General features: G+C 51.0%; 31 protein-coding genes. 13 read left to right on the top strand and 18 right to left on the bottom strand.

All coding sequences use genetic code 11. The features are described from left to right. Positions 1–39: 39 nt before the first annotated feature. Positions 40–927, bottom strand: a complete 888-nt coding sequence (locus AC53GJ_RS00745) for an AraC family transcriptional regulator (RefSeq protein WP_496730636.1) — start codon at positions 925–927, stop codon at positions 40–42. A gap of 207 nt (positions 928–1,134) precedes the next feature. Between AC53GJ_RS00745 and AC53GJ_RS00750 the strand changes: the two genes are divergently transcribed. Genes AC53GJ_RS00750 through AC53GJ_RS00760 form a run of 3 tightly spaced genes read left to right on the top strand, consistent with a single transcriptional unit; the run spans position 1,135 to position 3,282 of the window. Continuing rightward, the gene (locus tag AC53GJ_RS00750) at positions 1,135–1,536 is read left to right on the top strand and encodes a PadR family transcriptional regulator (protein WP_496730637.1); all 402 of its coding nucleotides are present in this window, start codon (positions 1,135–1,137) and stop codon (positions 1,534–1,536) included. Position 1,537: 1 nt separating this feature from the next. After that, positions 1,538–2,092 (top strand): HAAS signaling domain-containing protein, encoded by a 555-nt coding sequence (locus tag AC53GJ_RS00755; RefSeq protein ID WP_496730638.1) that lies wholly within the window; start codon positions 1,538–1,540, stop codon positions 2,090–2,092. Between the two features lie 26 nt (positions 2,093–2,118). After that, entirely contained in the window at positions 2,119–3,282 is a 1,164-nt protein-coding gene (locus AC53GJ_RS00760) for a metallophosphoesterase (RefSeq protein ID WP_496730639.1), read from the top strand. 7 nt (positions 3,283–3,289) lie between these two features. Here AC53GJ_RS00760 and AC53GJ_RS00765 read toward each other — a convergent pair whose 3' ends face one another. Continuing rightward, positions 3,290–3,865 (bottom strand): LytR/AlgR family response regulator transcription factor, encoded by a 576-nt coding sequence (locus AC53GJ_RS00765; protein WP_496730640.1) that lies wholly within the window; start codon positions 3,863–3,865, stop codon positions 3,290–3,292. A 494-nt stretch (positions 3,866–4,359) separates the two neighbouring features. On the opposite strand from AC53GJ_RS00765, the gene AC53GJ_RS00770 reads away from it, so the two are divergent. Next, a complete protein-coding gene (locus AC53GJ_RS00770; RefSeq protein WP_496730641.1) occupies positions 4,360–5,538 on the top strand; it encodes an acyltransferase family protein in 1,179 nt (392 codons plus the stop codon). A gap of 10 nt (positions 5,539–5,548) precedes the next feature. On the opposite strand, the gene AC53GJ_RS00775 is transcribed toward AC53GJ_RS00770, so the two are convergent. Further along, positions 5,549–6,616, bottom strand: coding sequence for an alkene reductase (locus tag AC53GJ_RS00775; RefSeq protein ID WP_496730642.1), 1,068 nt, complete (start codon positions 6,614–6,616; stop codon positions 5,549–5,551). Positions 6,617–6,642: 26 nt separating this feature from the next. After that, complete coding sequence (locus AC53GJ_RS00780; protein ID WP_496730644.1) at positions 6,643–6,948, bottom strand: ArsR/SmtB family transcription factor; 306 nt, start codon at positions 6,946–6,948, stop codon at positions 6,643–6,645. A 230-nt stretch (positions 6,949–7,178) separates the two neighbouring features. Between AC53GJ_RS00780 and AC53GJ_RS00785 the strand changes: the two genes are divergently transcribed. Both AC53GJ_RS00785 and AC53GJ_RS00790 read left to right on the top strand, forming a co-directional pair. After that, positions 7,179–7,700 carry a lipocalin family protein gene (locus AC53GJ_RS00785; protein ID WP_496730645.1) on the top strand — a complete coding sequence of 174 codons (522 nt, stop codon included), beginning with the start codon at positions 7,179–7,181 and terminating at the stop codon, positions 7,698–7,700. Between the two features lie 98 nt (positions 7,701–7,798). After that, entirely contained in the window at positions 7,799–8,107 is a 309-nt protein-coding gene (locus tag AC53GJ_RS00790; RefSeq protein ID WP_496730646.1) for a hypothetical protein, read from the top strand. On the opposite strand, the gene yjjG is transcribed toward AC53GJ_RS00790, so the two are convergent. Then, positions 8,059–8,739, bottom strand: a complete 681-nt coding sequence (gene yjjG, locus AC53GJ_RS00795; RefSeq protein WP_496730647.1) for a pyrimidine 5'-nucleotidase — start codon at positions 8,737–8,739, stop codon at positions 8,059–8,061. The genes AC53GJ_RS00790 and yjjG overlap by 49 nt on opposite strands. A 133-nt stretch (positions 8,740–8,872) precedes the next feature. Between yjjG and AC53GJ_RS00800 the strand changes: the two genes are divergently transcribed. From AC53GJ_RS00800 to rluF, 5 genes are all read left to right on the top strand, one after another. Further along, positions 8,873–9,067, top strand: a complete 195-nt coding sequence (locus tag AC53GJ_RS00800) for a ribosome alternative rescue factor ArfA (protein WP_496730648.1) — start codon at positions 8,873–8,875, stop codon at positions 9,065–9,067. Positions 9,068–9,187: 120 nt separating this feature from the next. Further along, complete coding sequence (locus AC53GJ_RS00805; protein ID WP_496730649.1) at positions 9,188–9,610, top strand: DUF1801 domain-containing protein; 423 nt, start codon at positions 9,188–9,190, stop codon at positions 9,608–9,610. A 2-nt stretch (positions 9,611–9,612) separates the two neighbouring features. Then, positions 9,613–9,963 carry a VOC family protein gene (locus tag AC53GJ_RS00810; RefSeq protein WP_496730650.1) on the top strand — a complete coding sequence of 117 codons (351 nt, stop codon included), beginning with the start codon at positions 9,613–9,615 and terminating at the stop codon, positions 9,961–9,963. 3 nt (positions 9,964–9,966) lie between these two features. Continuing rightward, positions 9,967–10,794: a PhzF family phenazine biosynthesis protein gene (locus AC53GJ_RS00815; protein WP_496730651.1), complete on the top strand. Its 828-nt coding sequence runs from the start codon at positions 9,967–9,969 to the stop codon at positions 10,792–10,794. A gap of 112 nt (positions 10,795–10,906) precedes the next feature. Then, positions 10,907–11,662 (top strand): 23S rRNA pseudouridine(2604) synthase RluF, encoded by a 756-nt coding sequence (rluF, locus tag AC53GJ_RS00820; protein WP_496730652.1) that lies wholly within the window; start codon positions 10,907–10,909, stop codon positions 11,660–11,662. 37 nt (positions 11,663–11,699) lie between these two features. On the opposite strand, the gene AC53GJ_RS00825 is transcribed toward rluF, so the two are convergent. The 4 genes from AC53GJ_RS00825 to trxA all read right to left on the bottom strand — a co-directional run bounded on the left by AC53GJ_RS00825 (position 11,700) and on the right by trxA (position 16,328). After that, positions 11,700–12,761 (bottom strand): DUF3083 family protein, encoded by a 1,062-nt coding sequence (locus tag AC53GJ_RS00825; RefSeq protein ID WP_496730653.1) that lies wholly within the window; start codon positions 12,759–12,761, stop codon positions 11,700–11,702. A 240-nt stretch (positions 12,762–13,001) separates the two neighbouring features. Next, the gene (locus tag AC53GJ_RS00830; RefSeq protein ID WP_496730654.1) at positions 13,002–14,297 is read right to left on the bottom strand and encodes an NAD(P)/FAD-dependent oxidoreductase; all 1,296 of its coding nucleotides are present in this window, start codon (positions 14,295–14,297) and stop codon (positions 13,002–13,004) included. Positions 14,298–14,528: 231 nt separating this feature from the next. After that, on the bottom strand, positions 14,529–15,797 hold the full coding sequence (rho, locus tag AC53GJ_RS00835; RefSeq protein WP_496730655.1) for a transcription termination factor Rho: 1,269 nt from the start codon (positions 15,795–15,797) through the stop codon (positions 14,529–14,531). A 204-nt stretch (positions 15,798–16,001) separates the two neighbouring features. After that, positions 16,002–16,328: a thioredoxin TrxA gene (trxA, locus tag AC53GJ_RS00840; protein WP_496730656.1), complete on the bottom strand. Its 327-nt coding sequence runs from the start codon at positions 16,326–16,328 to the stop codon at positions 16,002–16,004. Positions 16,329–16,486: 158 nt separating this feature from the next. Between trxA and rhlB the strand changes: the two genes are divergently transcribed. After that, a complete protein-coding gene (gene rhlB / locus AC53GJ_RS00845) occupies positions 16,487–17,758 on the top strand; it encodes an ATP-dependent RNA helicase RhlB (RefSeq protein WP_496730657.1) in 1,272 nt (423 codons plus the stop codon). 49 nt (positions 17,759–17,807) lie between these two features. After that, entirely contained in the window at positions 17,808–19,268 is a 1,461-nt protein-coding gene (gene gppA, locus AC53GJ_RS00850) for a guanosine-5'-triphosphate,3'-diphosphate diphosphatase (RefSeq protein ID WP_496730658.1), read from the top strand. A gap of 46 nt (positions 19,269–19,314) precedes the next feature. Here the strand turns inward: gppA and hemB are convergent, their stop codons facing one another. From hemB to ubiE, 9 genes are all read right to left on the bottom strand, one after another. Continuing rightward, complete coding sequence (hemB, locus tag AC53GJ_RS00855; protein WP_496730659.1) at positions 19,315–20,322, bottom strand: porphobilinogen synthase; 1,008 nt, start codon at positions 20,320–20,322, stop codon at positions 19,315–19,317. Continuing rightward, positions 20,306–21,106, bottom strand: coding sequence for a GGDEF domain-containing protein (locus tag AC53GJ_RS00860; RefSeq protein ID WP_496730660.1), 801 nt, complete (start codon positions 21,104–21,106; stop codon positions 20,306–20,308). The genes hemB and AC53GJ_RS00860 overlap by 17 nt, the downstream gene beginning before the upstream one ends. Beyond that, a complete protein-coding gene (locus AC53GJ_RS00865; RefSeq protein WP_496730661.1) occupies positions 21,100–21,933 on the bottom strand; it encodes a TatD family hydrolase in 834 nt (277 codons plus the stop codon). Before AC53GJ_RS00865 ends, AC53GJ_RS00860 begins: the two co-directional genes overlap by 7 nt. Before the next feature lie 4 nt (positions 21,934–21,937). Next, the gene (tatC, locus tag AC53GJ_RS00870; RefSeq protein WP_496730662.1) at positions 21,938–22,747 is read right to left on the bottom strand and encodes a twin-arginine translocase subunit TatC; all 810 of its coding nucleotides are present in this window, start codon (positions 22,745–22,747) and stop codon (positions 21,938–21,940) included. Next, positions 22,725–23,102: a Sec-independent protein translocase protein TatB gene (tatB, locus tag AC53GJ_RS00875; RefSeq protein WP_496730663.1), complete on the bottom strand. Its 378-nt coding sequence runs from the start codon at positions 23,100–23,102 to the stop codon at positions 22,725–22,727. Before tatB ends, tatC begins: the two co-directional genes overlap by 23 nt. Beyond that, positions 23,102–23,413 (bottom strand): twin-arginine translocase TatA/TatE family subunit, encoded by a 312-nt coding sequence (gene tatA, locus AC53GJ_RS00880; RefSeq protein ID WP_496730664.1) that lies wholly within the window; start codon positions 23,411–23,413, stop codon positions 23,102–23,104. Before tatA ends, tatB begins: the two co-directional genes overlap by 1 nt. A 99-nt stretch (positions 23,414–23,512) precedes the next feature. After that, positions 23,513–25,141 (bottom strand): ubiquinone biosynthesis regulatory protein kinase UbiB, encoded by a 1,629-nt coding sequence (gene ubiB, locus AC53GJ_RS00885; protein WP_496730665.1) that lies wholly within the window; start codon positions 25,139–25,141, stop codon positions 23,513–23,515. Continuing rightward, positions 25,142–25,768 (bottom strand): ubiquinone biosynthesis accessory factor UbiJ, encoded by a 627-nt coding sequence (locus AC53GJ_RS00890; RefSeq protein WP_496730666.1) that lies wholly within the window; start codon positions 25,766–25,768, stop codon positions 25,142–25,144. It lies immediately after the preceding gene. Positions 25,769–25,770: 2 nt separating this feature from the next. Next, the gene (ubiE, locus tag AC53GJ_RS00895) at positions 25,771–26,550 is read right to left on the bottom strand and encodes a bifunctional demethylmenaquinone methyltransferase/2-methoxy-6-polyprenyl-1,4-benzoquinol methylase UbiE (RefSeq protein ID WP_496730667.1); all 780 of its coding nucleotides are present in this window, start codon (positions 26,548–26,550) and stop codon (positions 25,771–25,773) included. Positions 26,551–26,607: the final 57 nt, after the last annotated feature.

Below are 26,607 nucleotides of genomic sequence, written 5' to 3' on the forward strand. Positions count from 1 at the left end.
CAGGGAACTGCTGCAACAGTGCAGTAAGCTCGGGGGGGGTCAGCGCCGCAAATAACTGCGCATCTGCGTCAGCAACTGAGCAGGCTCAGTGTCTTTCACATCATTCAGATACTCTTCAAAGGGCGGAAAGTCGGCCAGTTCTTCACCGCTTTGTGGTAACCAGTGGCCAAACAACCAATTGTATGGTTGTTCCAGCTTGGCATAATCGCCCTGAAACAGCAGACTGACCACAGTGCCGGCCGGCAAGGTTAATCTTTGCAGCCTGGCGGCCAGAGCTGCTGGCAACTCCGCTTCCGCTGGCACGCTGACACAGGCCATTGCTCTCAGTTGTGCTGTTGCCACTGTCAGCGGGTCATCATAATACAAACCAAAAAAGCGACTGTCTGGCCCCAGCAAGCCGGCTTCGCCAGCCTGTATCGTCAGTTTATCGAAAGTTTGGCCAATGCCAAGGTAATCGCCCTGATGCGGCAATCCAAGCAACTGCACTTGTTCAAATGCTTGAATTTCAATCGGGAACTCTTGGATCTCTGGGTGTGTACTGGGTTGAGTCATCATGTAGGTAAACCCCTTCGGTTGACTGTCCGGCAGGTTCTGTTGGCGGTAATGCTGCGGACTGATGCCATATTGTTTGCGAAAAGCCCGGCTCAGCGCAGCAGCACTGCCATAACGCAACTGTTGTGCGATCTGCTGCAGACTGTGATCACTGCGCAGCAAGTGGCCAGCTGCCGCTTGCAGCCGTAACCGCCGGACTGTCATATTGACTGGTTCTGCTGCCAGCAGGCGGTAGGTCCGATGAAAATGGTACGGTGACATCCAGGCCTGTTCCGCCAGTTGTTCTAACGTCAGATCGGCGTCAAGGTGCTGATAAATATAATCAATCACCCGCTGCATCCGCTGCTGATACTGCATTGATGTCTGTGCTTTCATCTTGTTCCTCCTGCTGCTGTTGACCAGCAATTGCAATCTAACCCAGCTTAACATGACATTGTTTGCTGTTTTTGCGTTGCTGCCAGCCACAAAAGCGGCGCGGTAATTTTAACCAAATTAAACCTTGCCAAACGTGGATACTATGTTATAGGTTATACCTTGTAATGCAAAGTATATTTCGTAGCAAACACAAAGTGAGCCCAAGGCATGAGCACTGACAAGCAGGATCCGGCAGCGCCGGAAGAACAATTAGAGCAGAAATGGGAAATTCAGTTACGTAAAGGCACGCTGGAGCTGGTGATCCTGGCGGCATTGCAGCAGCGCACTTTATATGGCCTGGAGTTATTAAAGTTGCTGCAGAGTTTTCCAAGTACCGCCATCACTGAAGGCACTTTGTATCCACTGCTGGACCGGTTAAAGCGCGAGCAGTTGCTGGACGCGCAGTGGGTGCAGGAAGGCGACATCAGACCGCGTAAGTATTATCAGCTGACCGTCCAGGGTCAGCAAAAGTTACAGCAACTGACCCGGGTATGGCGGCAGTCAGTGCAGGATATCGAATATTTATTGGCTCATCCCGGGCCGGACCTAATGCCAGCGACAGGAGTTTGATATGGACCAGAGACAAATGATCAACCAATACCTCAATACGTTACAACGTTATCTGGCCAGACTGAGTCCAGCCGAAGCGACCGAGGTGATCCAGGAAATCGAAAGCCATATTTTCGATTTAATCGAACAACATCAAGCCAATGGTCAGACGGCGGATGCGGCGGCCATTTTGCAGGGTTTTGGTGAACCACGGCAACTGGCTGCGCAGTATGTGGCGCATATCACCACAGGAGCACCACCGCCACGGGGCTTTAAAGCCATTATGCAGGTGAAAAAAACCGTTTCTACCGCTTTGTATTACAGCATGGCGCTGTTTGGTTTTCTGACCTCAGCTTGTTTACTGTTTCTGGCCGGTGCCAAGGCGTTAACACCGGATGCGGTCGGGGTCTGGGCTATGGCCGAAGGCAACAGTCTGACCATTGCTTTTTTAGCCGAGCCTTTCCCGCCGGAGCAGGAACTGCTGGGGATGACATTGATCCCGTTGGCGACCGGGCTGGGTCTGGCCTTGTTTTGGTTAACGCAGCAGATTTTGCGGGTGCTGAAACAACATAGGTAAATGATCTCTGAACAAGGAGTAGGGTGATGCGTTTAATTTTGACGAACCTAAAGCATTTTTTCGCCACCCTGCTGTTGCTGGCATTATTGGCGCTGCTGCTGGCCAGCTACTTTGGCATTGACATCGACTATGGTGATGACCGGCGGGCTTATAAAGTCGGCGATGAAGGTCCGCATATTTTTTATCAGGACGGGCGCTTGCTGCTGCAACATATCCGTGGTGATGGCGACAACGGCTTTTATCTGCAGCAACAGCGGTTGGATCCGGCACAGCCAATCCGGACTGAGGTGTATTTTCCGCTGGATGATCAATCCTTTCCGCTGCAGATCAGCAGCAGTTTTGTCACGCCGCCGGTCAGCTATCAGGATCACGAGCCTATTCTGGCGTTGTCTGATATCGAAAGCTCTTTTGCCACGCTGCGCAGTTTTTTAATCCGCCATCAGGTGATCGACAGCAAGCTGAATTGGATTTTTGGCCGCGGCCATCTGGTGCTGCTGGGCGATTTTGTCGATCGGGATGTTTCGACCACTCAGGTGCTGTGGTTTATTTATCAGTTGGAACAACGGGCGTTGGCGGCTGGTGGTCGCTTGCATTATATCCTTGGCAATCATGAAATTAAGAATTTGCAGGGCGATTTTCAGAGCGCGGCCAAAAAGTACCAGTTTGTCGCCACTGTGTTAGGGCGATCGCAAGCGGCGTTATTCGGTGAGGATGCCTTATTGGGGCGCTGGCTGGCCAGCAAAAATACCGTCGAACTGATCAATGGCCATTTGTTTGTGCATGGCGGTCTGCATCCCAAGCTGGCGACGCTGGATTTGGATTTAACCCAAATAAATCAGCAGATCCGGGCGCAGTACCGGCAGGGGTATTATCCCAAACCCAATGAAAGTGCACAAAGGATGCTGGTGTCGACCCGGCATGGCCCGGCCTGGTATCGCGGTTATTTTGACGGCAAGTTAACCCAAGCCGAAGTGGAAGCACCGCTGCAAAAATTCGGCGCCAAGGCTGTGGTGGTCGGCCACGCGCCACAATGGCGGGTGAAAACTTTGTATCAGCAAAAAGTGCTGGCGATTGGCGTGCGCCATCCCCGCGACTATCGCGGCAGCATTCCGCCGCGCAGTTCAGAGGGGTTATTGATCAAACAAGGCCAATATTTCCGTTTGACAGAAGATGGCCAGCAGCAGTTGTAGGCTGCAGCTAACAGGGTGGCGGAAACTGATTTTTAAAGGCTTCTTTATAGCGGCGTGATAAGGCTAGGGTGTCTCCACTGTGTAGTAAAATTTCGCCATCGCCGCTGCTGTCATAACGAATACTGTGGATCGCCTGATGATTCACCGCATGACTGCGATGCACGCGGCTAAATCCTTGCGCTTGCAATAGTTGGACCGTATTCGCCAGCGTGGCACGCAGTGGGTAAATTCGGCCCTGACAGTATAAGTTGACGTAGTTACCACTTGCCTCCAGCCACTCGACATCGGCAACTTTCACCAGAAATTCTTTATCCAGCTTGCGCACCAGAAAGTGCTCTGGTACGGCGATTTCAGTCGTGGTTGAGGTTGCTTTGTTGTCTGATGCCTTGTTACTTTCGGTGGCGATCAACATGGCATCGCCTTTTAACCGATGATAGATAAACTGCGCCATCTGAAATAACAGCAATAAAAACAGATAGCCCCAAACGTCTTTGCGGTATTCATAGAAAAACTCCGGTAACACAGGGCCAAAGTCATAGTTGAGTTGCTGTAGGTTGTAGATAACTTTGCGCAGCCCGACCATCAATGCCACATGGCAGATACAAAAGACAAGGCTCGCTAAAAAGTGCCACAGCAACTGTGTGGCTAACCCTGCAAAGCGCAGCGGCAGACGCCGAAACAGCCACACTAAGATTGGGAGCAACAAGAAAGTACTGCATGCACTGGTATACTCCCAGACCCAAGGTTCCCACCAGCGCAAGCTGTGGTCGGGGTCTCGGCTATATTCCAACCACACCGAACTGGCGTTAATACCGTTGTTGAGGAGCAGATACAGCCCAAAACCCAGATAACTGTAAATCCAAGGATGTTGATCAAACTTTTGAAATGCACTTATGAATCGGTTATTCGTCCCCATGAGCCGCCTTTTATCCCTTGTTACCACCGGTCAACCATCCCAAGCTGTGTTTAAACGCTGCTTTGACACAGACTGCTACAGGTGTTGAAAAGGAGGAAAGCATGACACACCTCGGATGTGAACGTCGATATGATCTAGACTGGCTACGCTGTCTGGCTTTTGTGTTATTAATTTTCTACCACACGGGCATGTTGTATGTGCAGAACTGGGATTTTCATTATAAAAGCCAGTATCTGTCATCAGGTTTGGAATACTTGATGCTGCTGGTATCACCGTGGCGGATGTCTTTAATCTGGTTGATTGCTGGTTTCGCGCTGGCGATGTTAATACAGCGCTGTCGTTGCTGGTCCGACGCTCTGCAGCTTGTACTGCGCCGTTCCTTGTTTCTGTTGTTGCCGTTGTTGATCGGCTTGTGGCTGATTGTTCCGCCGCAACTTTATGCCGAAATGGTGCAAAAAGAAGGGATTACGCTGACATACTGGCAATTTTATCAAGCATTTTGGGTGACCGAACATCCACTCTTTGCCAATGTTCAAAGCGGTGTGTGGCCGCATGTCGACGTCAACCATCTATGGTTTTTGCGCTCGTTATGGTACTTCACCCTGGGGTTGCTTCTCCTCTCACCATTACTCAACATGGCATTTATCCGGTGCTGGACTCAGCGATTGTTTAGTCTGCATTTGATGTGGTTGATTATTGGGATAAGTGCCCTGTTATTGGCAAATCGTCTGTGGCAGGACAGCGATGCAGAGCGCGACGGTCAGGGGCTGTTATTTATGGTGCTAGGGTTTTTATTGGTACGCCAACCCATTTTTTGGCAGCAGTTGCCCCGGCATCGAATCTGGTTGGGTTGGTGTTCTAGTGTGAATGCCTGCTTAATTTGTGTTGGTTATGCTTGGCTGGACCAGTCGGGTATAGGGCTGTACGCATTAAGTTTTTGTTATTCGATTCAGGCGATCTTGGTGGTTTGTTGGCTATTAGCGCTGGCGCAGCGATATTTAAATCGACCACATCCTTGGTTAGCACACGCGAATCAAATGGTATTTCCGGTGTATCTGGTGCACCAAACCATATTGATCGTTGCCGCGCTGTGGTTGACACCTTGGCAGCTAGGACCGCTATTGGAACCTCTTGGCGTATTGTTGCTCACCATCGGCGGTTGTGTGTGCTTTGTTGCGCTATTTTGGTATTTGCCACCTTGGTTGCGCTGGTTGGGCCTTTGCGTTGGGCTGAGAACCTCTCGGGCTATTCAGCCACAGTGGCATCCAAGTCTGCAGTGGTTGGGATACGCCGCAGGCCTGTTGTTGGTGTTGCCTTTGGCGTATGAATTACTGTGCTAAATGCGCCAACTTAGCGCAATGCTGTCAAGGTCGGATAATCGGTATAACCTTCAGCGCCAGCGCCGTAAAACAATTCTTTGCGGGCAGGGTTGAGTGGCGCGTCCTGTTGCAGCCGCGCTGGTAAATCCGGGTTGGCAATAAAAGGGATACCAAAAGCCACGGCGTCGGCTTTACCTGCTGCCAGCCATTGGTTGGCAGTCTGTTTATCAAATTGTTCGTTGGCAATCACCACGCCGCCAAACTGTTGTTTCAGTAGTGGTGTCAGGCTATCGGCTGCGGCATGTTCGCGGGTTGAGATAAAGGCAATTTGCCGTTGTGCCAGTTGCTGCGCGACATAACCAAAAGTATCAGCCGGTTGGCTATCACCCATATCATGCGCGTCCATTCTTGGCGCCAGATGCACGGCAACCCGGTCTTTGCCCCAAACGTCAATACAGGCGTCTGTCACTTCCAGCAGTAAACGGGCCCGGTTTTGCAGTGAACCGCCATACTGATCCTGCCGCAGATTGGTGCTGTCCTGCAGGAACTGATCCAGCAGATAACCGTTGGCGCCATGCACATGCACACCGTCAAAGCCGGCTGCTTTGGCATTGATCGCGCCCTGGCGGTAAGCGGCGACCACTTCGGTAATTTCAGCCAGTGTCAGCTCACGTGGCGTTTCAAAATCTTTCATTGGCCGCAGCAAACTGACATGACCGGCTGGTTTGACCGCACTTGGGGCCACTGGCGTGGCGCCGTTTAAATACACTGGATCTGAAATCCGGCCAACGTGCCACAGTTGCAGGAAAATCAGTCCGCCTTGCTGATGGACTGCTTCGGTCACCAGCTTCCAGCCTTGCACCTGTTCATCTGACCAAATACCAGGAGTGTCGGGATAACCCACTCCCATAGGTGTGACTGAAGTGGCTTCAGATAAAATCAGACCGGCGCTGCTGCGCTGGCGGTAATAATCGGCCATCAGCGCGTTTGGCACCCGGCCGGCACTGGCGCGGCAGCGGGTCAGCGGTGCCATCACAATACGGTTTTTTAACGTCAGGCTGCCAATCGACAGCGGATCAAACAAAGTTGGACTTGGCATTTAAGGCTGCTCCGGGTTGAAAAAGGTTATAACTGTTGTTGTAAGCGGGCTAAAAAAGCCTGGATAGCTTCTTCATCCCGCGACAAAAAACTCCATTGACCAACTTTTTTGCTGCGAATAAAACCGGCGCGCTGCAAAGTCGCCAAATGGCTGGATACGGTGGATTGTGATAAGCCGGTTTTTTGGTCAATTTTGCCGCAGCACACCCCCAAACTGAGCGGGTGTTCCTGATCTGCAAAATGCTGCTCTGGCTCTTTTAACCATTGCAAAATGTCGCGCCTTACCGGGTGCGATAACGCTTTAATCATCTCATCCAGTTCTGATTTGCTCATCAAATAGCTCCTGTGTATATCCGTATATCGCGATTAATCAAACTATATATCGATAATTATCAATATTCAATGGTTGTTTTTTGCTCTTTGTTTAGTTCATTGTTTTATATAGTAAAAATATCAATAAAATGCGGTGAGTCAGTCGTTGTGATACAAGATGGTTGTTGCAACGTATCAAGCAGCCAGGCCGCCTGCTGACAATCCAACTGAAAAAACACAGGAACATCGACATGAAGCACAACTGGTTTTTATTACTGCTACTGTTGCTGGGTAGTTGTACCGGCATCCCAGCAGGCGTCAAAGTGGTGCAACCCTTTGAACTCACATCCTATTTGGGTACCTGGTATGAGGTGGCACGGCTGGATCATCGCTTTGAGCGTGGTCTGACGCAAGTCAGTGCCGAGTATAGTATGAATGCGGACGGGACTGTCAAAGTGCTGAATAAAGGCCTGGATGCCAGTAGTGGTGAGTGGCAACAAGCCGAAGGGGTGGCTAAATTTGTTGACCGCAGTGATCAAGGCCGGCTGAAAGTGTCATTTTTCGGACCCTTTTATGGCGCCTACAATATTGTCAAACTGACGCCGGATTACAGTATGGCATTGGTGGTGGGGCCGGATTTGAGTTATGGCTGGTTGCTGGCGCGCAGTCAAACGCCGGACCCTGTGCTATGTCAGTCATTTTATCAGACCGCCCTTGAACTTGGCATCGCCGACAGTGCTTGGATTCGTTTACTGCCCTGTGACGTGGGCTGAAATCTTTGGCATCAGACGCGGGCTTGCGTTGGATCAAGCTTATGCCGGTGTTGGGGGCTATAGTCAGAGTTGACAGCCATGTCGGTCAGAGGTCTCCGATGAGCCAACCAAATCAAAGCACCAGTCGCGTCGTGAAAGATCCGTTGTTATTTTGGCTCAAAATGCTGATGACAACAGGTATCGCACTGATTTTGTCCGGTCATTATCTTTGGGTAGGCTTGCAACTGCCTGAACGCATGGGCGTGCCAGGCATTATCATCGTCGCTGGTTGCTGCGCGCTCGGGCTGATTTTATCCTTGCCGACCAAAATTTATCTGACCTTGTTGCTGATGCAGCGCGAAAGTGCACAGCAGCAGACTCAGCCTGTGGTCAGTAAAGCCGGCACTTCAAATAACGATTGCACCTGATAGGTCGGTTGAATACCTGCAGGCAACGGCAGTTGATGCCGATTAAACCAACAACTGGCAATACCGGCATTTTGCGCGCCCAGTACATCAGAATGCGGATTATCACCGACCATCAACAACTGGCTTTTATCCGGCTCGCCCAGTTTCTCCAGACAATGGGCAAAAATAGCTGGATCTGGTTTTGCCACACCCACTTCTTCAGAAATCACCAGCACATCAAAGCGATCCGCCACGCCACAATGCTCTAGCCTGGCTTGCTGCATGGCGGTAAAGCCATTCGTGATAATACCAAGCCGGGCTTTGCCGTGCAGAAAGTCCAGTAACTCGCGCGCGCCTGGCAATAAAGTACAAAGTTTGGTCATGGCTTGCAGGAAATCGGCATTCAGTTGTAAAGCGCTGACCCCAAGCTGTTGAGCATAAGGTTCAAAGCGGCGCTGTTGCAGCTCGGTCGCGCTAATCAGGCCGTCCTGATATTGTTGCCATAACGGCAGATTCAGTTGCTGGTAGCGGCGAAACTCCGGCTGGTCAAACGGCAACTGGTAATGGCTGAACAGCTGTTGCAGGCCAGCAAAGGCATCAAAGTGAAACAAGGTGTCATCGGCATCAAACAAAATATGCGGGTACTTCAGCATCAGATCTCCACAGGCGGGCAGGGCCACATCAGACAGGGCGTGACAGGCAATGATGCCAGAAAAATTGTGCTCGCAGGCTTGAGATGGGGTCAGTCGCTGTTACAATACGGCGGATGTTAATCAGGAGCAAGTGATGAAAAAAACCAAGCATCAGGCCAATACCGAACATGGTCGTGGCACAGTCCGGCATAATGCGCTGGCTGCTTTAGTCACCAGTGTGATTTTTCGCAGTCAGGTGGAGAAACCGAAAAAAGGCAAAGGTTCTTACAACCGCAAACACAATCGTCAGGGGCACTCAGGTGCCCCTGATGGTTTTTGTCTGGCCTGAACGCTCTTACCTGCCCACCCCCCGCTGTTTCCTCCCTGTGTTTTTTGTTATCACTGCCTGCATTGCCTTTGTTATCAGCCCTTGTTAGGCTAAAACAGCTTTAGCGAACCGGAGCTCGTGATGACAACCACTGCGACTGAATTTGTGCTGGCTGATTTTCTGGCACCCTTGCCAGCGACCCAGCAACAGGATTGCCTGGCGCTGTGCCAACTGCTGCAACAATTGACGGGCAGTAAGCCCAGGCTGTGGGCGGGCAAAATGGTGGGTTTTGGTCAGTATCATTATCGTTATGCCAGTGGCCGGGAAGGTGATGCTTTTTTGCTCGGTTTTGCTGTCAGTAAAACGGGCCTGACTTTATATGCCGGATGTGAGCTGCAGGTTGATGCAGAGATCATCACCCGGTTGGGTAAAGTGAAACTGGCAAAAAGTTGTCTTTATTTGAAACAACTGGCAGATGTGAATTTGTCAGTCTTAACCCCACTGTTGCAGGCCAATTGCCAGCGTTTGCAACAGTTATATCCAACAATGCGGCAAAAGGAATGACCATGCAAAGACCGGATAAAATCAATTACCTCGAGTTACCCAGTTTGGACCCGGCAGCCAGTAAAGCGTTTTTCAGTGCGGTGTTTGGCTGGCGTTTTGTCGATTATGGCCCGGATTACCTGGCATTTTTTGATGCTGGCCTGGAAGGCGGCTTTTATCGGGCCGACCAGGTGGCAACGCCAGCGCAGGGCGCTGGGCTGGTGGTGCTTTACAGCAATGATTTGGCGCAAAGCCTGGCTGCGGTGCAAGCGGCGGGTGCAGTTGTAGTGAAAGATATTTTCAGTTTCCCTGGTGGCCGCCGTTTTGAATTTCTTGAACCAGGTGGCAATCAACTGGCGATTTGGTCCGAGTAGCAGGTGAAAGCAGTCCCCACAGAGCTGCGCTTGACGCTGGTGCGGGCCTTTAGTGCCCATCCTGCCGGCGGCAATCCGGCCGGCGTGGTGTTGCTGACTGCCGGATTTGGCAGTGAACTCAGTTCGGCACAACTGCAGCAACTGGCGGCGCAAAGTGCACAGCCGGTGACGGCTTTTGTCCGGGCTGTGGCCGGGGGCTACGGGATCCGCTGGTTTACCCAAGCCCGGGAAATTAATCTCTGTGGCCATGGCACGCTCGCGGCGGCGGCGGTGCTGTTCGCGCAACAACCAGCGTGCTCAAGGCTACAATTTTTCAGTGCTTATGGTGATATTGCCGTGGCAAGGTCCAGTAACGGCTTTTGTCTGCAACTGCCCTGTTTTGCGCTGCAGCCCATCGCAGTCACTGAATTACCGCAACCTGTGACCAAGGGGCTCACCATAGCTGCCGCTGTGGGCCGTGATTTGGTGCTGGAATTGAGCTCAGCCGCAGCGGTACGGGCTTATCAGCCAGATTTTCATGCGATGCGTCAGTTACCCTGGCATGCAGTGCTGGTGACAGCGCTCTCTGACGTCATGCCAACGGCTGGGCCGCCTGGTTACCTGCTCAGATATTTTGCGCCTGGCATCGGCATTAATGAAGATCCGGCCACGGGCTCAGCGCATTGCTCGTTATTGCCTTACTGGCAGGCCAAAATGCCACAATCAGACCAGCGTTGGCAGGCGACTCAATGTTCCAGCGAAGGTGGTGAGTTTCAATTACAGGGACTTGGTTCAGTGGTGCAGTTGACCAGTCAGGCCCTGATCTGTGGTGAACGTCTGCTACAGCTGTGACTGCGCTGAGCTCAGCGCTAAAATTCCCGACTTTGCTTGCTCAAAGCCGGGCGGCATCTTAAACTTTGCCGACTTTTCTGTGGCAGGTGAGCTGATTTTGACTGGATCCAGTGTGTTATACCGTTTAAATAAATTTATCAGTGATACAGGTTTTTGCTCCAGACGCGAAGCCGACAAATTGATTGAGGCCGGTCAGGTCAAAGTGAATGGCCAGGTGGCGCTGGTAGGAACTAAAGTCAGTGCTGCTGATCAAGTTGAAGTGGCAGGTAAACCGTTGCAGAACAAACCAAAACGGGTTTATCTGGCTTACCACAAACCTGTGGGGATCACCTGTACCACCGAGCTGCATATCAAAGGCAATATTGTTGATGCGCTGAAGTATCCAGAGCGGATTTTCCCGATCGGCCGGCTGGATAAAGAATCCGAAGGTTTGATTTTTCTGACCAATGACGGTGATATCGTTAATAAAATTCTGCGGGCTGGCAATGCGCACGACAAAGAGTATGTGGTGACTGTCGATAAACCCATTCATGATGGTTTTATCCGCAAAATGGCGGCTGGCGTGCCAATTTTGGATACTGTCACTTTGCCCTGTCAGGTGACGCAAAAGTCCCGCCATACCTTCAGCATTATTTTACGCCAGGGTCTGAACCGGCAAATCCGCCGGATGACGGAATACCTGGGTTTTAATGTGACGAAATTAAAGCGGGTGCGGATTATGCACGTGCGGTTGGCTGGGCTGGCGGTTGGCCAGTGGCGTGAGCTGACGGTAGAAGAAATGGCCGTGCTGGAGCAACTGCTGCAAAGCTCCAGCAAAACCGAAGAAGCGTCACGCTTAGCGCAGTTGCCGCTAGCAGACGAAGAATAACAGGCCGGGCTGACGGCGTCAGCCCGGATACTTCAGCCTACAACTGATAGCTGATATGTTGATGGAACCGGATCACCAGATCGGTACTGGCCGGGTCCAGCCCCAGCTGCTGTGCCAGTTGTTTCATGCTTTGTTCAATTTTGTTCATAAAACGGCCGTAGCCCAGTTCCGCCATATCATCCTGACCCGCCACTATCAGCAAATGAGCGCTTTCTACCAGGTGTTCGGCTTGCCAGTGGCTGGATAATTGTGGTCTGGGTGAGGTCAGGTCGAAATTCAGCATATGTAACTCTTTGCTGCGTCTTGATTTTTCCAACAAACTGCTGCGGACTAAGGGTGTGGTGCCATCGGCTATAAAGGCCAGTCGATTTAATTCCAGCGGTGCTGTCACATCCACCAGTAATTGTTGCAGGCTCTGATATAACTGCCGGTAATCCCCTTGCTGCTGAGGTTGCAACCGCTGTTTTAACTGCCGGTTCAGTGGCAGGGTGGCGGCGGCATAGGTCATCGCATGATGTTCGGCCGGCAGTAGGGTGTCTCTGGCCAGATAACGGGCTGCCAGTGAACGCAATTTATAGCCATAACTGTTATTACAGCCTTTGGCTTTGGCAAATAAATCATAGGACAGATGCTGATGGTCACGGATTTTCACTGGCACATCGGCCAGTGGTAATAAGGCTTTAAAGTCCTGTAACACCTGGCGCACGCTGCGGTGAAATTGGGCGGCTTCAGCTCTGATATCGCTGCCGGTGGCCAGACATAACAAACTGATTTTTCGGCTGCGGTACTGGCCATCAAAATAGCTGTTTTGCGCTTCATGATAAGCCGGGTTATAAAAAAACAGGATCTGATCTGAGGTCTGAAAGCAGAAAGCTTCAGTGTGAAACCGCACCACCGGCAGTTTATCGTTGGCAATAAAATGCACATTGCGTAAACCAGCCTGTTCCGTCAGGCGAAAAAACTGCTGGCTGAGCTGCTGATAACAGCTGAGTTCATCCGGAAAAGCGGCATAAAACGCCTGGCTTAACTGAATTTCGGCCAAAATATACTGGTTATCTTTGGCTGTATCCGGAATATAGACTTTATGTTGTGAGCTCATTATCATCATCCTTTATCGGCTGCAATTAAACGGCGCTGATCCTAGCGGTTCGCCCCTGGTTTGGTATTGTTCCAGCGCAAGCTTTTTACAATACTGTGCAACCGGCAGTTGCCGCAGCACCAAGGTGACGATGCTTTAGTTGTAGTGGAAGCAAAAGACAGGCTGATGACAGAAGATGATCCCAGCCTTGTTTAAGGCTGGGAGAGTCAGGCGGACAGGTGCATATCCGCCTGATGTGGCTTAGTGCAGTTTGAGCCGCGGCCGGATAATTTTATTGATCCGGCCAATGACTGAAATCATTAAGGTACGGAACCAGCCATGTAATGCTACCTGGTGCATGCGGTACAATGAGATATAAGCCATCCGGGCAATCCGGCCTTCGATCATCATGGCGCCACCCACCAAATTCCCCATCAAGCTACCGACAGTACCAAAACGGCTTAATGAAATCAGCGAGCCATGATCATGATAATGATAGGCCTGTTGCGGTTTGCCATTGAGTGCCGCCATCAGATTTTTGGCCACCACACTTGCCATCTGGTGGGCCGATTGGGCCCGTGGTGGCACCCATTTATTCTCCGGCAACGGACAACCGGCGCAATCACCGATCACATAAATCTGGCTGTCGCGGGTGGTTTGCAAGGTTGGCAGCACCAGTAGCTGATTAATTCTGTTATTTTCCAGTCCGGCTAAATCTTTCAGAAAGTCCGGCGCTTTAATGCCAGCAGCCCATACCATCAAGTCGGAAGCTAAATGTTGCTCGCCCAATTGCAAGCCATGTTCGTCGGCAGCAGTGACTTTGGTGGAGACCCGAACATCCACCCCCAGTTTGACCAGTTCTTTGTGTGCAGCTGCGGCAATACGTTCCGGCAGGGCAGGGAGAATGCGCGGGCCTGCTTCAATCACACTGATTTTCAGCCGGTCCCGTTTCATATCGTTAAAGCCATACAGGTTCAACTCGGCCGCAGCATGATGCAGTTCAGCGGCCAGTTCGACGCCGGTCGCACCAGCGCCGACAATGGCGATATTTAAGTTATCTTTTGGATGACCGGGCGAATTGAGTTTTAAATAAGCTTCCAATAAGCGACGGTGGAAGCGCTTGGCCTGGGTTGGACTGTCGAGGAAAATACAATTTTCCGGCACACCCGGCGTGCCAAAATGGTTTGAGATACTGCCGATGGCCAGCACCAGATAGTCATAACTTAACTGACGTTCCGATAAAATTTCTTCGCCATTTTCATCAAACAACGGCGCCAGCACCACCTGACGTTGCTCACGATCTAAACTTGTCATGGTGCCGAGCTGAAATTCAAAACCATGCGCGCTGGCGTGGGCGCGGTAGGTGACCTGATCAATATCCACATCCAGCGTACCGGTGGCAACTTCATGTAGCAGTGGCTTCCAGATATGGGTCGGATTACGGTCGACCAGGATAATTTCTGCTTTATGTGGGCGGCCAAGTTTGTTACCTAAGCGGGTGGCCAGCTCTAAGCCGCCAGCGCCGCCGCCGATAATGACGATACGTGCAAGTGCCATATTGTTGTTACCAAAGTTGCAAAAGAATGTGCGCTTAAGTCAGGCTATGACAACAAAACAGGAAAAAGGTGACTCAAGCCTGGCTCCCGGCACAGTGCCGGTTGAATGGAACGGCATTATACGCCTGATTTGGTCGAATCAGCACTAAAAAATGGCCTGCACAGCCGGATATTGGCGATAAAAAAACCGGCATTGCCGGTTTTTTCAGAGTCAAGTGAAGAGCAACGAAGCTTAGTTATTTTTCTGCCGCTTCATGGCATCAAAAAACTCATCATTGGTCTTAGTCATCTGCAGTTTGTCGATCAGGAATTCCATGCAATCGGTTTCATCCATCGGATGCAGGATTTTGCGTAAAATCCACATTTTTTGCAGTTCTTCCGGCGATGCCAGTAATTCTTCGCGGCGGGTGCCTGAACGGTTGAAGTCGATAGCCGGGAATACCCGACGCTCGGCGATTTTACGTGACAGGTGCAATTCCATGTTGCCTGTACCTTTAAACTCTTCGTAAATCACTTCGTCCATTTTTGAGCCGGTGTCGACCAGCGCGGTGGCGATAATGGTTAAACTACCTCCCTCTTCCACGTTACGGGCAGCACCGAAGAAGCGTTTTGGTTTGTGCAGCGCGTTGGCGTCAACACCACCGGTCAGCACTTTGCCTGAACTTGGGATCACAGTGTTGTAAGCGCGCGCCAGACGGGTAATAGAGTCCAGCAGAATGATCACGTCTTTTTTGTGTTCAACCAGACGTTTGGCTTTTTCAATCACCATCTCGGCGACCTGCACGTGGCGGCTGGCTGGTTCATCAAAGGTGGAAGCGACCACTTCACCTTTCACCATCCGCTGCATTTCGGTCACTTCTTCCGGCCGCTCGTCGATCAGCAGCACCATCAACACACATTCTGGGTAGTTGGCGGCAATCGATTGGGCGATGTTTTGTAACAGAATGGTTTTACCGGCTTTTGGCGGCGCCACAATCAGACCACGCTGACCACGGCCAATAGGTGAAGCCAGATCCAGCACCCGGGCAGTGATATCTTCTTTACTGCCGTTACCACGTTCCATCCGTAACCGGGAATTGGCGTGCAATGGCGTTAAGTTTTCAAACAGAATTTTGTTACGGGCTTGCTCAGGACGGCCGAAGTTGACTTCGTTGACTTTCAGCAAGGCAAAATAACGTTCGCCTTCTTTTGGTGGCCGGATTAAACCAGAAATACTATCACCAGTGCGCAGGTTGAAGCGGCGGATCTGGCTCGGCGACACATAAATATCGTCTGGGCCAGCCAGATAAGAACTGTCAGAAGAGCGCAAAAAGCCAAATCCGTCGGCTAAAATTTCCACAACGCCGTCGCCGAAAATCTCTTCACCATTTTTGGCGTGAGATTTTAATATGGCGAAAATAATATCCTGCTTACGCAGACGGGCCATATTCTCCAGGCCCATGGATTCGGCCAGATCAACTAACTCGTTAATCGGCTTCAGCTTCAGTTCGGTTAAATGCATATTGATGGGTTCTTGTGTATCAAAACAGAAAGATAGCTTTTCGCTGAGCAATTGAGTTTGGATTTGAATTAGTCAACGAGCAAGCGGGTTATTAGAGAAGTTGCTGACCTACACCATAGCAGGATAAGTTTTCATCGTCCAGATAACAAAGTAAAAAAGGCGTACAAAAATACACCTTTTTTTCATTTCACAGCAAACAGAGCTTTAGATATTTTTGTCCAGGAACTCTTTTAACTGAGTTTTGGATAAAGTACCAGTGTGGTTTGCCACCACTTTGCCGTCTTTGAACAGTAATAAGGTTGGAATGCTGCGAATGCCAAATTTTGGCGCTGTCAGGTTGTTGTGATCGATATTAACTTTACCGATCGTCACCCGGCCTGCATATTCCTGCGCCACGTCGTCCAGAATTGGTGCGATCATTTTGCATGGACCACACCATTCAGCCCAGAAATCGACCAGCACCGGGCCAGTTGCAGTTAATACATCAGCTTCAAAGCTGTCATCAGAAACCTGTAAAATATGTTCGCTCATTGTACTCTCCGATAGCGCTGGCAGGGTCACTGCATATTCAGCTGTTGTAGGGGCGCAGCAAGGTTTGCACTTTTTGCTGAACTCACCCGAGAAAAATCTGGTATCAATTTTATCCTGACTGTTCCTTATTGCAAGCGTAACGGTTATGCTTAGCCGGTATGAATAAAACACACCTCACTCAGCATAAATTTGCCGACTTTGCATTGGCACCCCAGGTTCTTGCCGCATTAGATGCGCAAGGTTACAGTTATTGCACGCCAATTCAGGCGCAGTGTTTACCATTGGCATTAGCCGGTAAAGACATCGCAGGTCAGGCACAGACCGGCACCGGGAAAACCCTGGCCTTTCTGACTGCCACTTTTCACTACCTGCTGACGCATGCACCTAAAGCTTCCGGGCAACCGCGCGCCATTATTATGGCTCCCACCCGTGAACTGGCGGTTCAAATCCATCAGGATGCGCTGCTGCTGGCCAAACACTCCGGTCTGAAGCTTGCCCTGATTTATGGTGGCGAAGGCTACGATTCTCAACGGCAGTTACTGGAAAATGGTGCAGATATTTTAATTGGCACCACCGGCCGTTTGATTGACTATATGAAACAAGGTCTGTATGACCTGAGCCAAATCCAGGTTGTGGTGTTAGATGAAGCTGATCGGATGTTTGATCTGGGCTTTATCAAAGACATCCGTTATATGTTCAACCGGATGCCGGCGGCCACTGAGCGCCTGAGTTTATTGTTCTCTGCCACTTTATCTTATAAGGTGCAGGAACTGGCGTTTGAGCAAATGAATCAGCCGGAACATATCCACATTGCGCCAGAGCAAATGACCGGTAGCCGGATTAGCGAAGAATTATTTTACCCATCCAGCGAGCACAAAATTCCATTGCTGTTGACGTTGATGGAAGAAGAGTGGCCGGATAAAGCCATTGTTTTTGCCAATACCAAACACTGGTGTGAAGATATTTTCAGCTGGCTGGAAGCCGATGGTCACAGAGTTGGTATGCTAACTGGTGATGTTATCCAGAAAAAACGCTTAAAGATCCTCGATGATTTCACCAGCGGAAAACTGGATATTCTGGTTGCAACCGATGTCGCGGCGCGTGGCCTGCATATTCCAAAAGTCAGTCACGTGTTTAACTTCGACCTGCCAGACGACTGTGAAGATTATGTGCACCGCATTGGCCGGACCGGTCGGGCTGGCGAAAGCGGTAAAGCTATTAGTTTTGCTTGTGAACGTTATGCATTAAATCTGACAGCGATTGAAGACTACATCAAACACCCAATACCGGTGACTCAGTATGATGCGCAGGCATTACTGACGGATCTGAAACAGCCGAAACCACGCGTACGACGCCGGCCAGGTCAGGCCCGCCCGGCAGGACGTAATCATCCGAATGGCCCAAGACCACAACGTCCAAGACCCCGTTAATAACGGCGTTTTTACTCAGGTTCAGTCACAGCAGCAGGATATCTATGCTGTGATTGATCTTGGTTCCAACAGCTTCCACATGCTGATGGTGAAAGTGGTCGGCGGTAGTGTCCAGGTGATTGGCCGGGTCAAACGCAAAGTGCGGTTGGCGGCTGGTTTGAATGACAGCCTGGTGCTGAGTAAAAAAGCCATGACCCGCGGTTGGGAATGCCTGGCTTTGTTTGCCGAACGTTTGCAAGACATCCCTGCAGACAATATCCGCATTATTGGCACCGCCACCTTACGGCTGGCGCACAATGTTCGTACCTTTCTCACTGAAGCAGAAAAAATTCTTGGCCACCAGATAGATGTGATCTCCGGTGAAGAAGAAGCACGGCTGATTTATCTTGGCGTCGCCCACACCTCCAATTGTGAAGCCAACCGGTTGGTGATTGATATCGGCGGTGCTTCCACTGAAATTGTGGTTGGCCGTGGCTTTCAGCCATTGCTGTTATCCAGTCTGAATATGGGGTGTGTCACTTATCTGGATCGCTATTTTGCCGACGGTATGCTTAGTGAAGAAAATTTCCAGGCTGCAATTACCGCCGCAGAGACTGAGATTGCCAGCATTTCGCAACAATATCTGGCACTTGGCTGGCAAATTTCGGTAGGTGCATCCGGCACAGTGCAGGCGATGCAGGAAATTCTGGTGGCACAAGGGCTGGATGAAGTGATCACGGTCGGGCGGCTGGAAAATATTATGCAGCAAGCCATCGCTTGTGGTCAGTTAGCGCAGTTACATCTGGTCGGGCTGGCGCAGGAGCGGCAACTGGTGTTTCCGTCTGGACTTGCCATTCTGATTGCGCTGTTCCGCAGTTTGCTGATCCCGGGCATGACCCTGTCGGGCGGAGCGCTGCGCGAAGGTGTTTTGTACGGCATGTTGCCGCAGCTACAGCACACTGATGTCCGTAACCGCACCACCGCCAGTCTGATGGTGCGTTATTATATCGACGAACAGCATGCCAGCCGGGTGGCAGAAATGGCGCTGGAGTTGGCGTCACAATTGCAACCGCAGTGGCAACTGAGCAAATTTGAAGGTTTGAGTATGCTCAGAAGTGGTGCTTTGTTGCATGAGCTGGGTTTGTTGATTGAATATAAAAATCATCATCATCACGGCGCCTATATAATCAGTCATACCGAAATGCCGGGTTTTACCCGGGCACAACAACAATTGTTGATGGCGCTGGTCTACAACCACAGAGCTGATATTAACCGCGATATCATTGCGCGTCAGACCATGACGTCGGTGTTACTGGCGGTGCGGTTGACACGGTTATTGCGCTTATCGGTGGTGTTGTCGATGCGTCGGCGTTATGAAGCTTTACCGGAAGTACAAATCAGCGCCCAGGCTGAAATGCTGACCCTGATATTGCCGAAAGGCTGGTTAGAACAACACCCGCTGATGCGGGCTGAGCTGGAACAGGAAGTGTTATATCAACAGCAGGCCGGCTGGCAACTGCAGTTACGCTAAATCAGCTGTCAGTGGTTACAACCAACTGACAGCCTGTGGCTGCAGCTTATTTCTGCTGTAACCAGATCGCTGCTTTTTTCGCGAAATAGGTCAGAATGCCATCAGCTCCGGCTCGTTTAAATGCCAACAGCGACTCCATCACCACCGCTTCTTCTGCCAGCCAGCCGTGCTGAATTGCCGCCATGTGCATGGCATATTCACCACTAACCTGATAAGCAAAAGTGGGCACGCCAAATTCGGTTTTGACCCGGCGGACAATATCCAGATAAGGCATGCCAGGTTTGACCATCACCATATCGGCGCCTTCTTCCAAATCCTGCGCCACTTCACGCATAGCTTCATTGCTGTTGGCCGGATCCATCTGATAAGACTTTTTATTGCCACCTTTTAAATTACCAGCCGAGCCAACCGCATCGCGGAACGGACCATAATAAGCAGAGGCATATTTGGCCGAATAAGCCAGAATTCTGGTGTTGTGATAACCTTCTGCTTCCAGCGCTTCGCGGATGGCGCCAATGCGGCCATCCATCATATCGGAAGGAGCGACAATATCGGCACCGGCGGCGGCATGCGACAGGGCTTGTTTCACCAGAATATCGGTGGTGATGTCATTTTGCACATAACCAGACTCATCGATAATGCCGTCCTGACCATGGGTGGTAAAAGGATCCAGCGCAACATCGGTAATAATGCCAAGTTCAGGCACATGCTGTTTCAGCAAGCGCACAGCCCGTTGCGCCAGCGCATCCGGGTTATAAGCTTCTTCTGCCATCAAGGTCTTTTTACCCGCTGGCGTCACTGGAAACAGAGCGATCGCCGGGATACCCAGTGCCACCAGTTCTTTGGCTTCCTGTAATAATAAATCCAGCGTCAGTCGCTCAATACCTGGCATTGAGGCGATTGTTTCGCGCTGATTGTCACCTTCGATAATAAACATCGGGTAAATCAAATCATCGACCGTCAACTGATGCTCTGCCATCAGCCGGCGGCTGAAATCATGCTGGCGCATCCGGCGTAACCGGCTGGCAGGAAAATAACTAGAGTTTGAGTTCATCTGGGTTTCCTTCTGCTACCGTCGACTCTGCCTCTGTTGGCGGCGACGGGTACAACTTAATCTGATTGCGGCCAGCAGTTTTGGCCTGATATAACGCCTGATCAGCGGCATGAATAAAATCGGTGCTGACCATCTCAGCAGTGGCGATCGCCACATAACAGCCGACACTGACCTGAACCCGCAGTTCAGCGACTTCGGTGCTGAAGGGTTGCTCTGCGATGCTGTGACGGATTTGTTCAGCCAGGGTCATCACCCCGGCAGCATCCGTGTTGGGCAGGATCAGTGCGAACTCTTCCCCACCATAACGGCAGACATTATCGCTGCTGCGCTTGAGTAAATCCTGCACCCGTTGTGCTACACCCCGAATTACCGCATCACCTGCCAGGTGGCCGTGGGTGTCGTTGATGAGTTTAAAGTGATCGATATCCAGCATGACGAGGGCTAAAGGGCGCTTTTCCCGCCGGCTGCGTTTGAGCTCCGCCTGAAATTTTTTATCAAAATAAGCGCGGTTACGCACGCCGCTCAGCGCGTCCAGCGTATTTTGTTCTTCCAGAATGCGGTTTTTATCGGCCAGTTCGTTCAGCACCACTTGTAGTTCAAAGGTGCGGGTCTGAATACTGTCTTCCAGTCGCTCTTCGGTGTCATGCTGCCAACGGCGGTGGCGACGATAGAGTACCCAGCCACAACTGCCCGCACCCAGTAGCAGGCTAAATAGCATCAGGCTGATAAAGTGCCAGGGAAATTGGCTGAACGGTTGTAACCAGAGTTGCAGCACCGTCAGCATAGCGACTCCAGACCAAACAACAACTGACAATTCTGTCGGCTGTGCCAGCTGATATCGGCCAGAGAATAACCGCCAATGGCTGCCACTGCGCTGGCAATCGCAGGTAAAAATGCCGGTTCGTTACGACGGGGCTTAGGTTTTACAGTCAGAGTACGTGGTAACAAATAAGGCGCATCCGTTTCCAGGATCAGTCGATCTAATGGCAGATACCTTAAAGCATCCTGCAATTCACTGCCACGTCTTTCATCGCATAACCAACCTGTGATGCCAATATAAAGACCAGCATCCAGATACTGTTGCATCTGCTGACGGTTGCCGGTAAAACAATGTGCGATGCCATGGCTGATCTGATGATCCTGTAACAGCTGCAGCTGAGTGTCAAACGCGGCGCGTTCATGCAGATAGACGGCTTTGTGCAGTTGGCGGGCCAGCGTCAGCTGGGCAGCAAAGACCTCGATTTGTTGCTGCTGTGGCGAAAACATCCGGTCGAAATCAAGGCCACATTCACCAATAGCCACCACGCCAGGCTGTTGTAACTGCTGGTGTAACTGCTGCAGCCAATCCGGGCTGACGGCCGCGGCCTGATGCGGGTGCACTCCGGCGGTGCAATACAAACCAGGCCAGTTGCGGGCGAACTCGACATTCAGTATCGTTTCCGCCAGATCACTGCTAATCAGCAACTGACCACAGACGCCAGCCTGTTGTGCTTGCAACACCAACTGCGGCCGGTCAGCATCGAACTGACTGCTGAACAAATTCACACCGGCATCAAACCATTGCAGAGTGTCTGACTGCAGCTTCGCCGCGCTTGGTTGCCCGGTCCCCATCAGTTTATCGATCCTGGGCTGATTTTTCAGCGACTGCAGTTCCTTCGGTATCGACTGCAGCTGTACTCTGTTCAGGGAGTTCATCTTCATCCGGTGTCGGTTGATAAAAACGACCTAACCAAATACCCAACTCATACAGAATACACATCGGCACGGCCAGCAAGGTTTGCGACAACACATCAGGTGGCGTCAGAAACATCGCAATCACAAAAGCGATCACAATAAAATAAGGCCGTTTTTCAATCAATTGCTCTCTGGTCATCGCGCCGGTCCAAATCAGCAGCAAAATAGCCACCGGAATTTCGAAGCTGAGGCCAAAGGCAAAAAACAATTTCAGCACAAAATCGAGATAACTGCTGATATCTGTTGCTATAGTCACCCCTTCAGGCGCCACGCTGGTGAAAAAACCAAAAATAATCGGGAACACCAGAAAATACGCAAAAGCGATGCCAGCATAAAACAGGATAGTGCTGGAAGCGATCAATGGCGCAATCAGATGTTTTTCTTTGGTATAAAGCGCTGGTGCGACAAAACGCCAGATCTGAAACAGGATGTATGGCACGCTGAGCAAACAGGCGACGATAAAAGTCAGTTTAAAAGGTGCAAAAAAAGGTGCCGCCACATCGGTGGCGATCATACTGGCGCCTGCTGGCAGTACTTTCATCAGCGGTAAGCTGAGTAAGTGGTAGATATCGTTCGCAAAGTACGCCAGCGAGATAAACACCAGTACCACAGCGGCGATACTTTTCAGCAGCCGGTTGCGTAATTCAATCAGGTGACCCATCAGGCTATTAGGGTTGTGCTGGCTTTTCATGGTGTGATTCATTGGTTCCGGTTGGCGCTGGCAGCGCTGCAGGCCCTGCGGGTTCCACGCTTTCAGCTGGTTTGGCATAAGGCGCATTGACATCCGCAGCAGCCTGGCGCAGTTCAGCTAAAGCAGCCAGTTCAGCCGCGGTGAGATTGAGTAAACCTTTTTCTTCGGCGTCTTTCAGTTTTTGATGCAATTCATGGGCGCGTAACTCATCACCCAGCTCAGCTTTCATCTGCTGGCCGAATTGTTTCACGCCATTGATAAACTGACTGACGCTGCGGATTGCACCAGGTAACCGTTCCGGTCCCAGCACAATCAGCGCGACGACGCCACAAACCACCAGTTCCCAGAAGCTCATCAGACTTTATCTTGACCTGAAGTCTGGTTGGTCGCTGCTGGTTTTGCCTCAGTGGCAGTTACTGGCGACACAGGCGCTGCAGCAGGCGTAGCAGTTTGTGGTGCAGCTACGGCATCACGGCGGGGCTCAGCAGTAAAAGCAGCATCTTCCTGCTCAGGCGCAGCTTCATGCTCTTTGATTGAATTGCGGAAACCACGGATGGCAGAACCTAAATCTGTACCAATATTGCGTAAGCGCTTAGTGCCGAATAACAGTACAATAATCACCAGAATAATCAGCAACTGCCAAATACTAATACCACCAAAACCCATAATCTTTGTCCTTCACAGCTATCAGATAAATAGTATACGCCTGTGGCGCGACCGAACTCTAGTTCTGGCCACAGACGACAGGCCGATTCTAAGAAATAATTATGACAATACCGCTTTCGCTGTAAAAAACAAAGCACCAGTGGCTAACAAAGCGGCCAACAGCGGCCAACCTGTGGCTAATAACACGCAGGCAGCCAGGCCGGCACCACTGGCCAGCACTGCCATTTTCAACGCTGCCCCCTGCTGCAACTGGCGTTGTTGCAGCAATTGCAGTTGTTGCAACAGCTGTTGCTGTTGTTTTGGCTGCTGCTGTAAATAACTGTGCAATAAAGTTGGCATTTCCGGTAATTTTTCGGCCCAGAACGGTAAATTTTCTTTGATTTGCCGGAACAGGGCTTTCGGGCCTATCTGTTCTTTCACCCAGTTTTCCAAAAACGGCTTGGCGGTTTTCCACAAATCCAGTTGTGGATACAACTGCCGGCCTAAGCCTTCGATATACAACAGGGTTTTTTGCAGTAATACCAGCTGCGGCTGCACCTGCATATTAAAACGTCTGGCGGTATTAAACAGGTTCATCAGCACCTGACCAAAGGAAATTTCGGCCAGTGGTTTTTGGAAAATCGGCTCGCACACAGTGCGAATGGCGCTTTCAAACTCCTCCACACTGGTGTCATAAGGCACCCAGCCGGAGTCGACATGCAACTGCGCCACTTTGCGATAATCGCGGTTGAAAAAAGCCACAAAATTTTCCGCCAGATAGCGTTTATCTTCCCGGTTCAGCGTGCCGACAATACCGCAGTCAATGCCAATATATTGTGGATTTTGTGGGTTTTGCCTGGAAACAAAAATATTGCCAGGATGCATGTCAGCATGGAAAAAACTGTCGCGAAATACTTGGGTGAAAAACACTTCTACCCCACGTTTGGCAAGCAGTTCCATGTCAGTACCCTGAGCTTCCAGCGCGGCATTATCCGACACCGGGATGCCGTAGATCCGCTCCATCACCATCACATTTTCCCGGCTGTGATCGCTGTAAACAAAGGGAATATACAAAGCTTCTGACTGTTCGAAGTTACGCCGCAGTTGGATAGCATTGGCAGCTTCACGTTGTAAATCCAGCTCATCCAAAATGGTTTTACGGTATTCGGCCACCACTTCGCGCGGTCGCAGTCTTTTGCCATCGGGTAAAAATTTGGCGGCCATCACGGCGAGATCGGCCATCAGTGCTAAATCGGCCAGAATTTGTTGCCGGATATCAGGCCTGATCACTTTGATCACGACATCCGCCAGGCTGCCATCTGGTTGTTGTAACCGCGCCGTATGAACTTGGGCAATGGATGCGGATGCCAGTGGTGTGATGTTAAAGTCGCTGAATAACTCGTGAATATGGTTTAAGCCCAGCGCTTGTTCGATCAACTGTTGTGCTTGCTCGCCAGGGAAAGGTGCTACTTTGTCTTGCAGCTTGGCCAGTTCGTCTGCCAATTCTGGCGGAAAGAGGTCGCGGCGGGTTGATAACATCTGACCAAATTTAATCCACACCGGGCCTAAACTTTGCAGTGCCAGCCGTAAACGCACACCGACACTTTTATCTGGGTGCTGGTTGTTCAGCCAGAACATGCTTCGGCGGGCTGTTTTTGCCCACCAGGGTTGCCATTGCGCGGGGATCAGTTCATCCAGTCCGTATTGCAACAAGGTTTTTTGGATCTGGTAAAAACGGCTGAAACTCACTTATTTCCCCTTCAGAGCTGACAGTTGTTGCAACCATCTGGCTAATTGTTCAGTGCGTGCCTGTAATTGACTGACATCTGTGCTGAATTGAGCCAACTCAGCACCGACCGGGCTGAGGCGAAGTTCCTCCAGCGCCAGCGCGGCCAGTTGTTGTTCGGCACTTTGCAGTTTCAGTTGCAGTAACTGCAACAGCTGGGTCAACTGGCTGGCAATCCGGTGGGCGACAGCATCACCCACATAACCGGACAAATGTTCGGCCCAGTCTGGCTGTAATTGCTGGAAAAACTGGCTGAATTTTTGTAATTGCTGCAAATCGCCATCAATGTCGAGCGCCTGCTCGCGGATCAATCGAGTCAGTTGGCTCGGGTCCTTTAGCTGCTGCAGACTGTCGAGGCGAGTGCTGACGACACAATCGACGGCTTCCTGATGCTGGTTGAGCCAGATACCATTCGGTTGGGCAGTCAGCACCAATCGGATCTTCAAATCCGTCAGCACCACCGCCAGTTGCCGGCCTTGCAACCCTTGTAGTCTGGCCTGCGCCGCCGGATCAAGCCGGATCAACCGATTCAGCACTGGCTCGGCGATCTGGCAAAACAGCTGGGGCAATAACGCGGGCAGTGGCAGCATAGTTAAAACTTATAACCGCGGTGTAAAGCGACAATACCACCGGTCAGATTATGGTAACTGGTCTGGGCAAAGCCAGCGTGCTCCATCATTTGGCGCAGGGTGTCCTGATCCGGGTGCATCCGGATCGACTCGGCCAGATACTGATAGGACTCACTGTCATTGGCGACCAATTTGCCCATCACCGGCAGTAATTTAAATGAATAAACATCATAGACTTTGCTCAACCAGGCTTCGGTTGGTTTGGAAAACTCTAATACCAGCAAGCGGCCACCAGGTTTCAGCACCCGAAACATCGAGCGTAAAGCTGCATCTTTGTCAGTGACGTTGCGTAAACCAAAAGCAATGGTAATGATATCAAAACTGTTATCGGCAAAGGGCAAGGCTTCGGCATTGGCCTGGACATAACTGATGTTATTCACTAAACCCAGATCTCTGAGTTTGTCTTTGCCGACATTCAGCATCGATTCGTTGATATCAGCCAGTACCACTTGACCGGTCGGGCCTACCCGACGCGAAAATAGTGCGGTTAAATCGCCGGTACCGCCGGCCAAATCCAACACTTTTTGCCCAGGTCGTACGCCGCTACAGTCAATGGTAAATCTTTTCCACAGCCGGTGAATGCCCAGCGACATCAAATCATTCATCACATCATATTTGGCGGCGACCGAGTGAAACACATTGGCGACCAGCGAGACTTTTTGTTCAGCCTGCACCGTTTGAAAGCCGAAGTGGGTGGTGTTGTTCTGCGCAGTGTGGCCTGCGTCCTGATGCTGCTCTGTCATAATTGGGCCTTTGCCAGCGATAAACTGGCGCTAGTGTAAAAGATCCGACCGGTTACG

It is taken from the genome of Rheinheimera sp. B2H12, assembly GCF_059620065.1.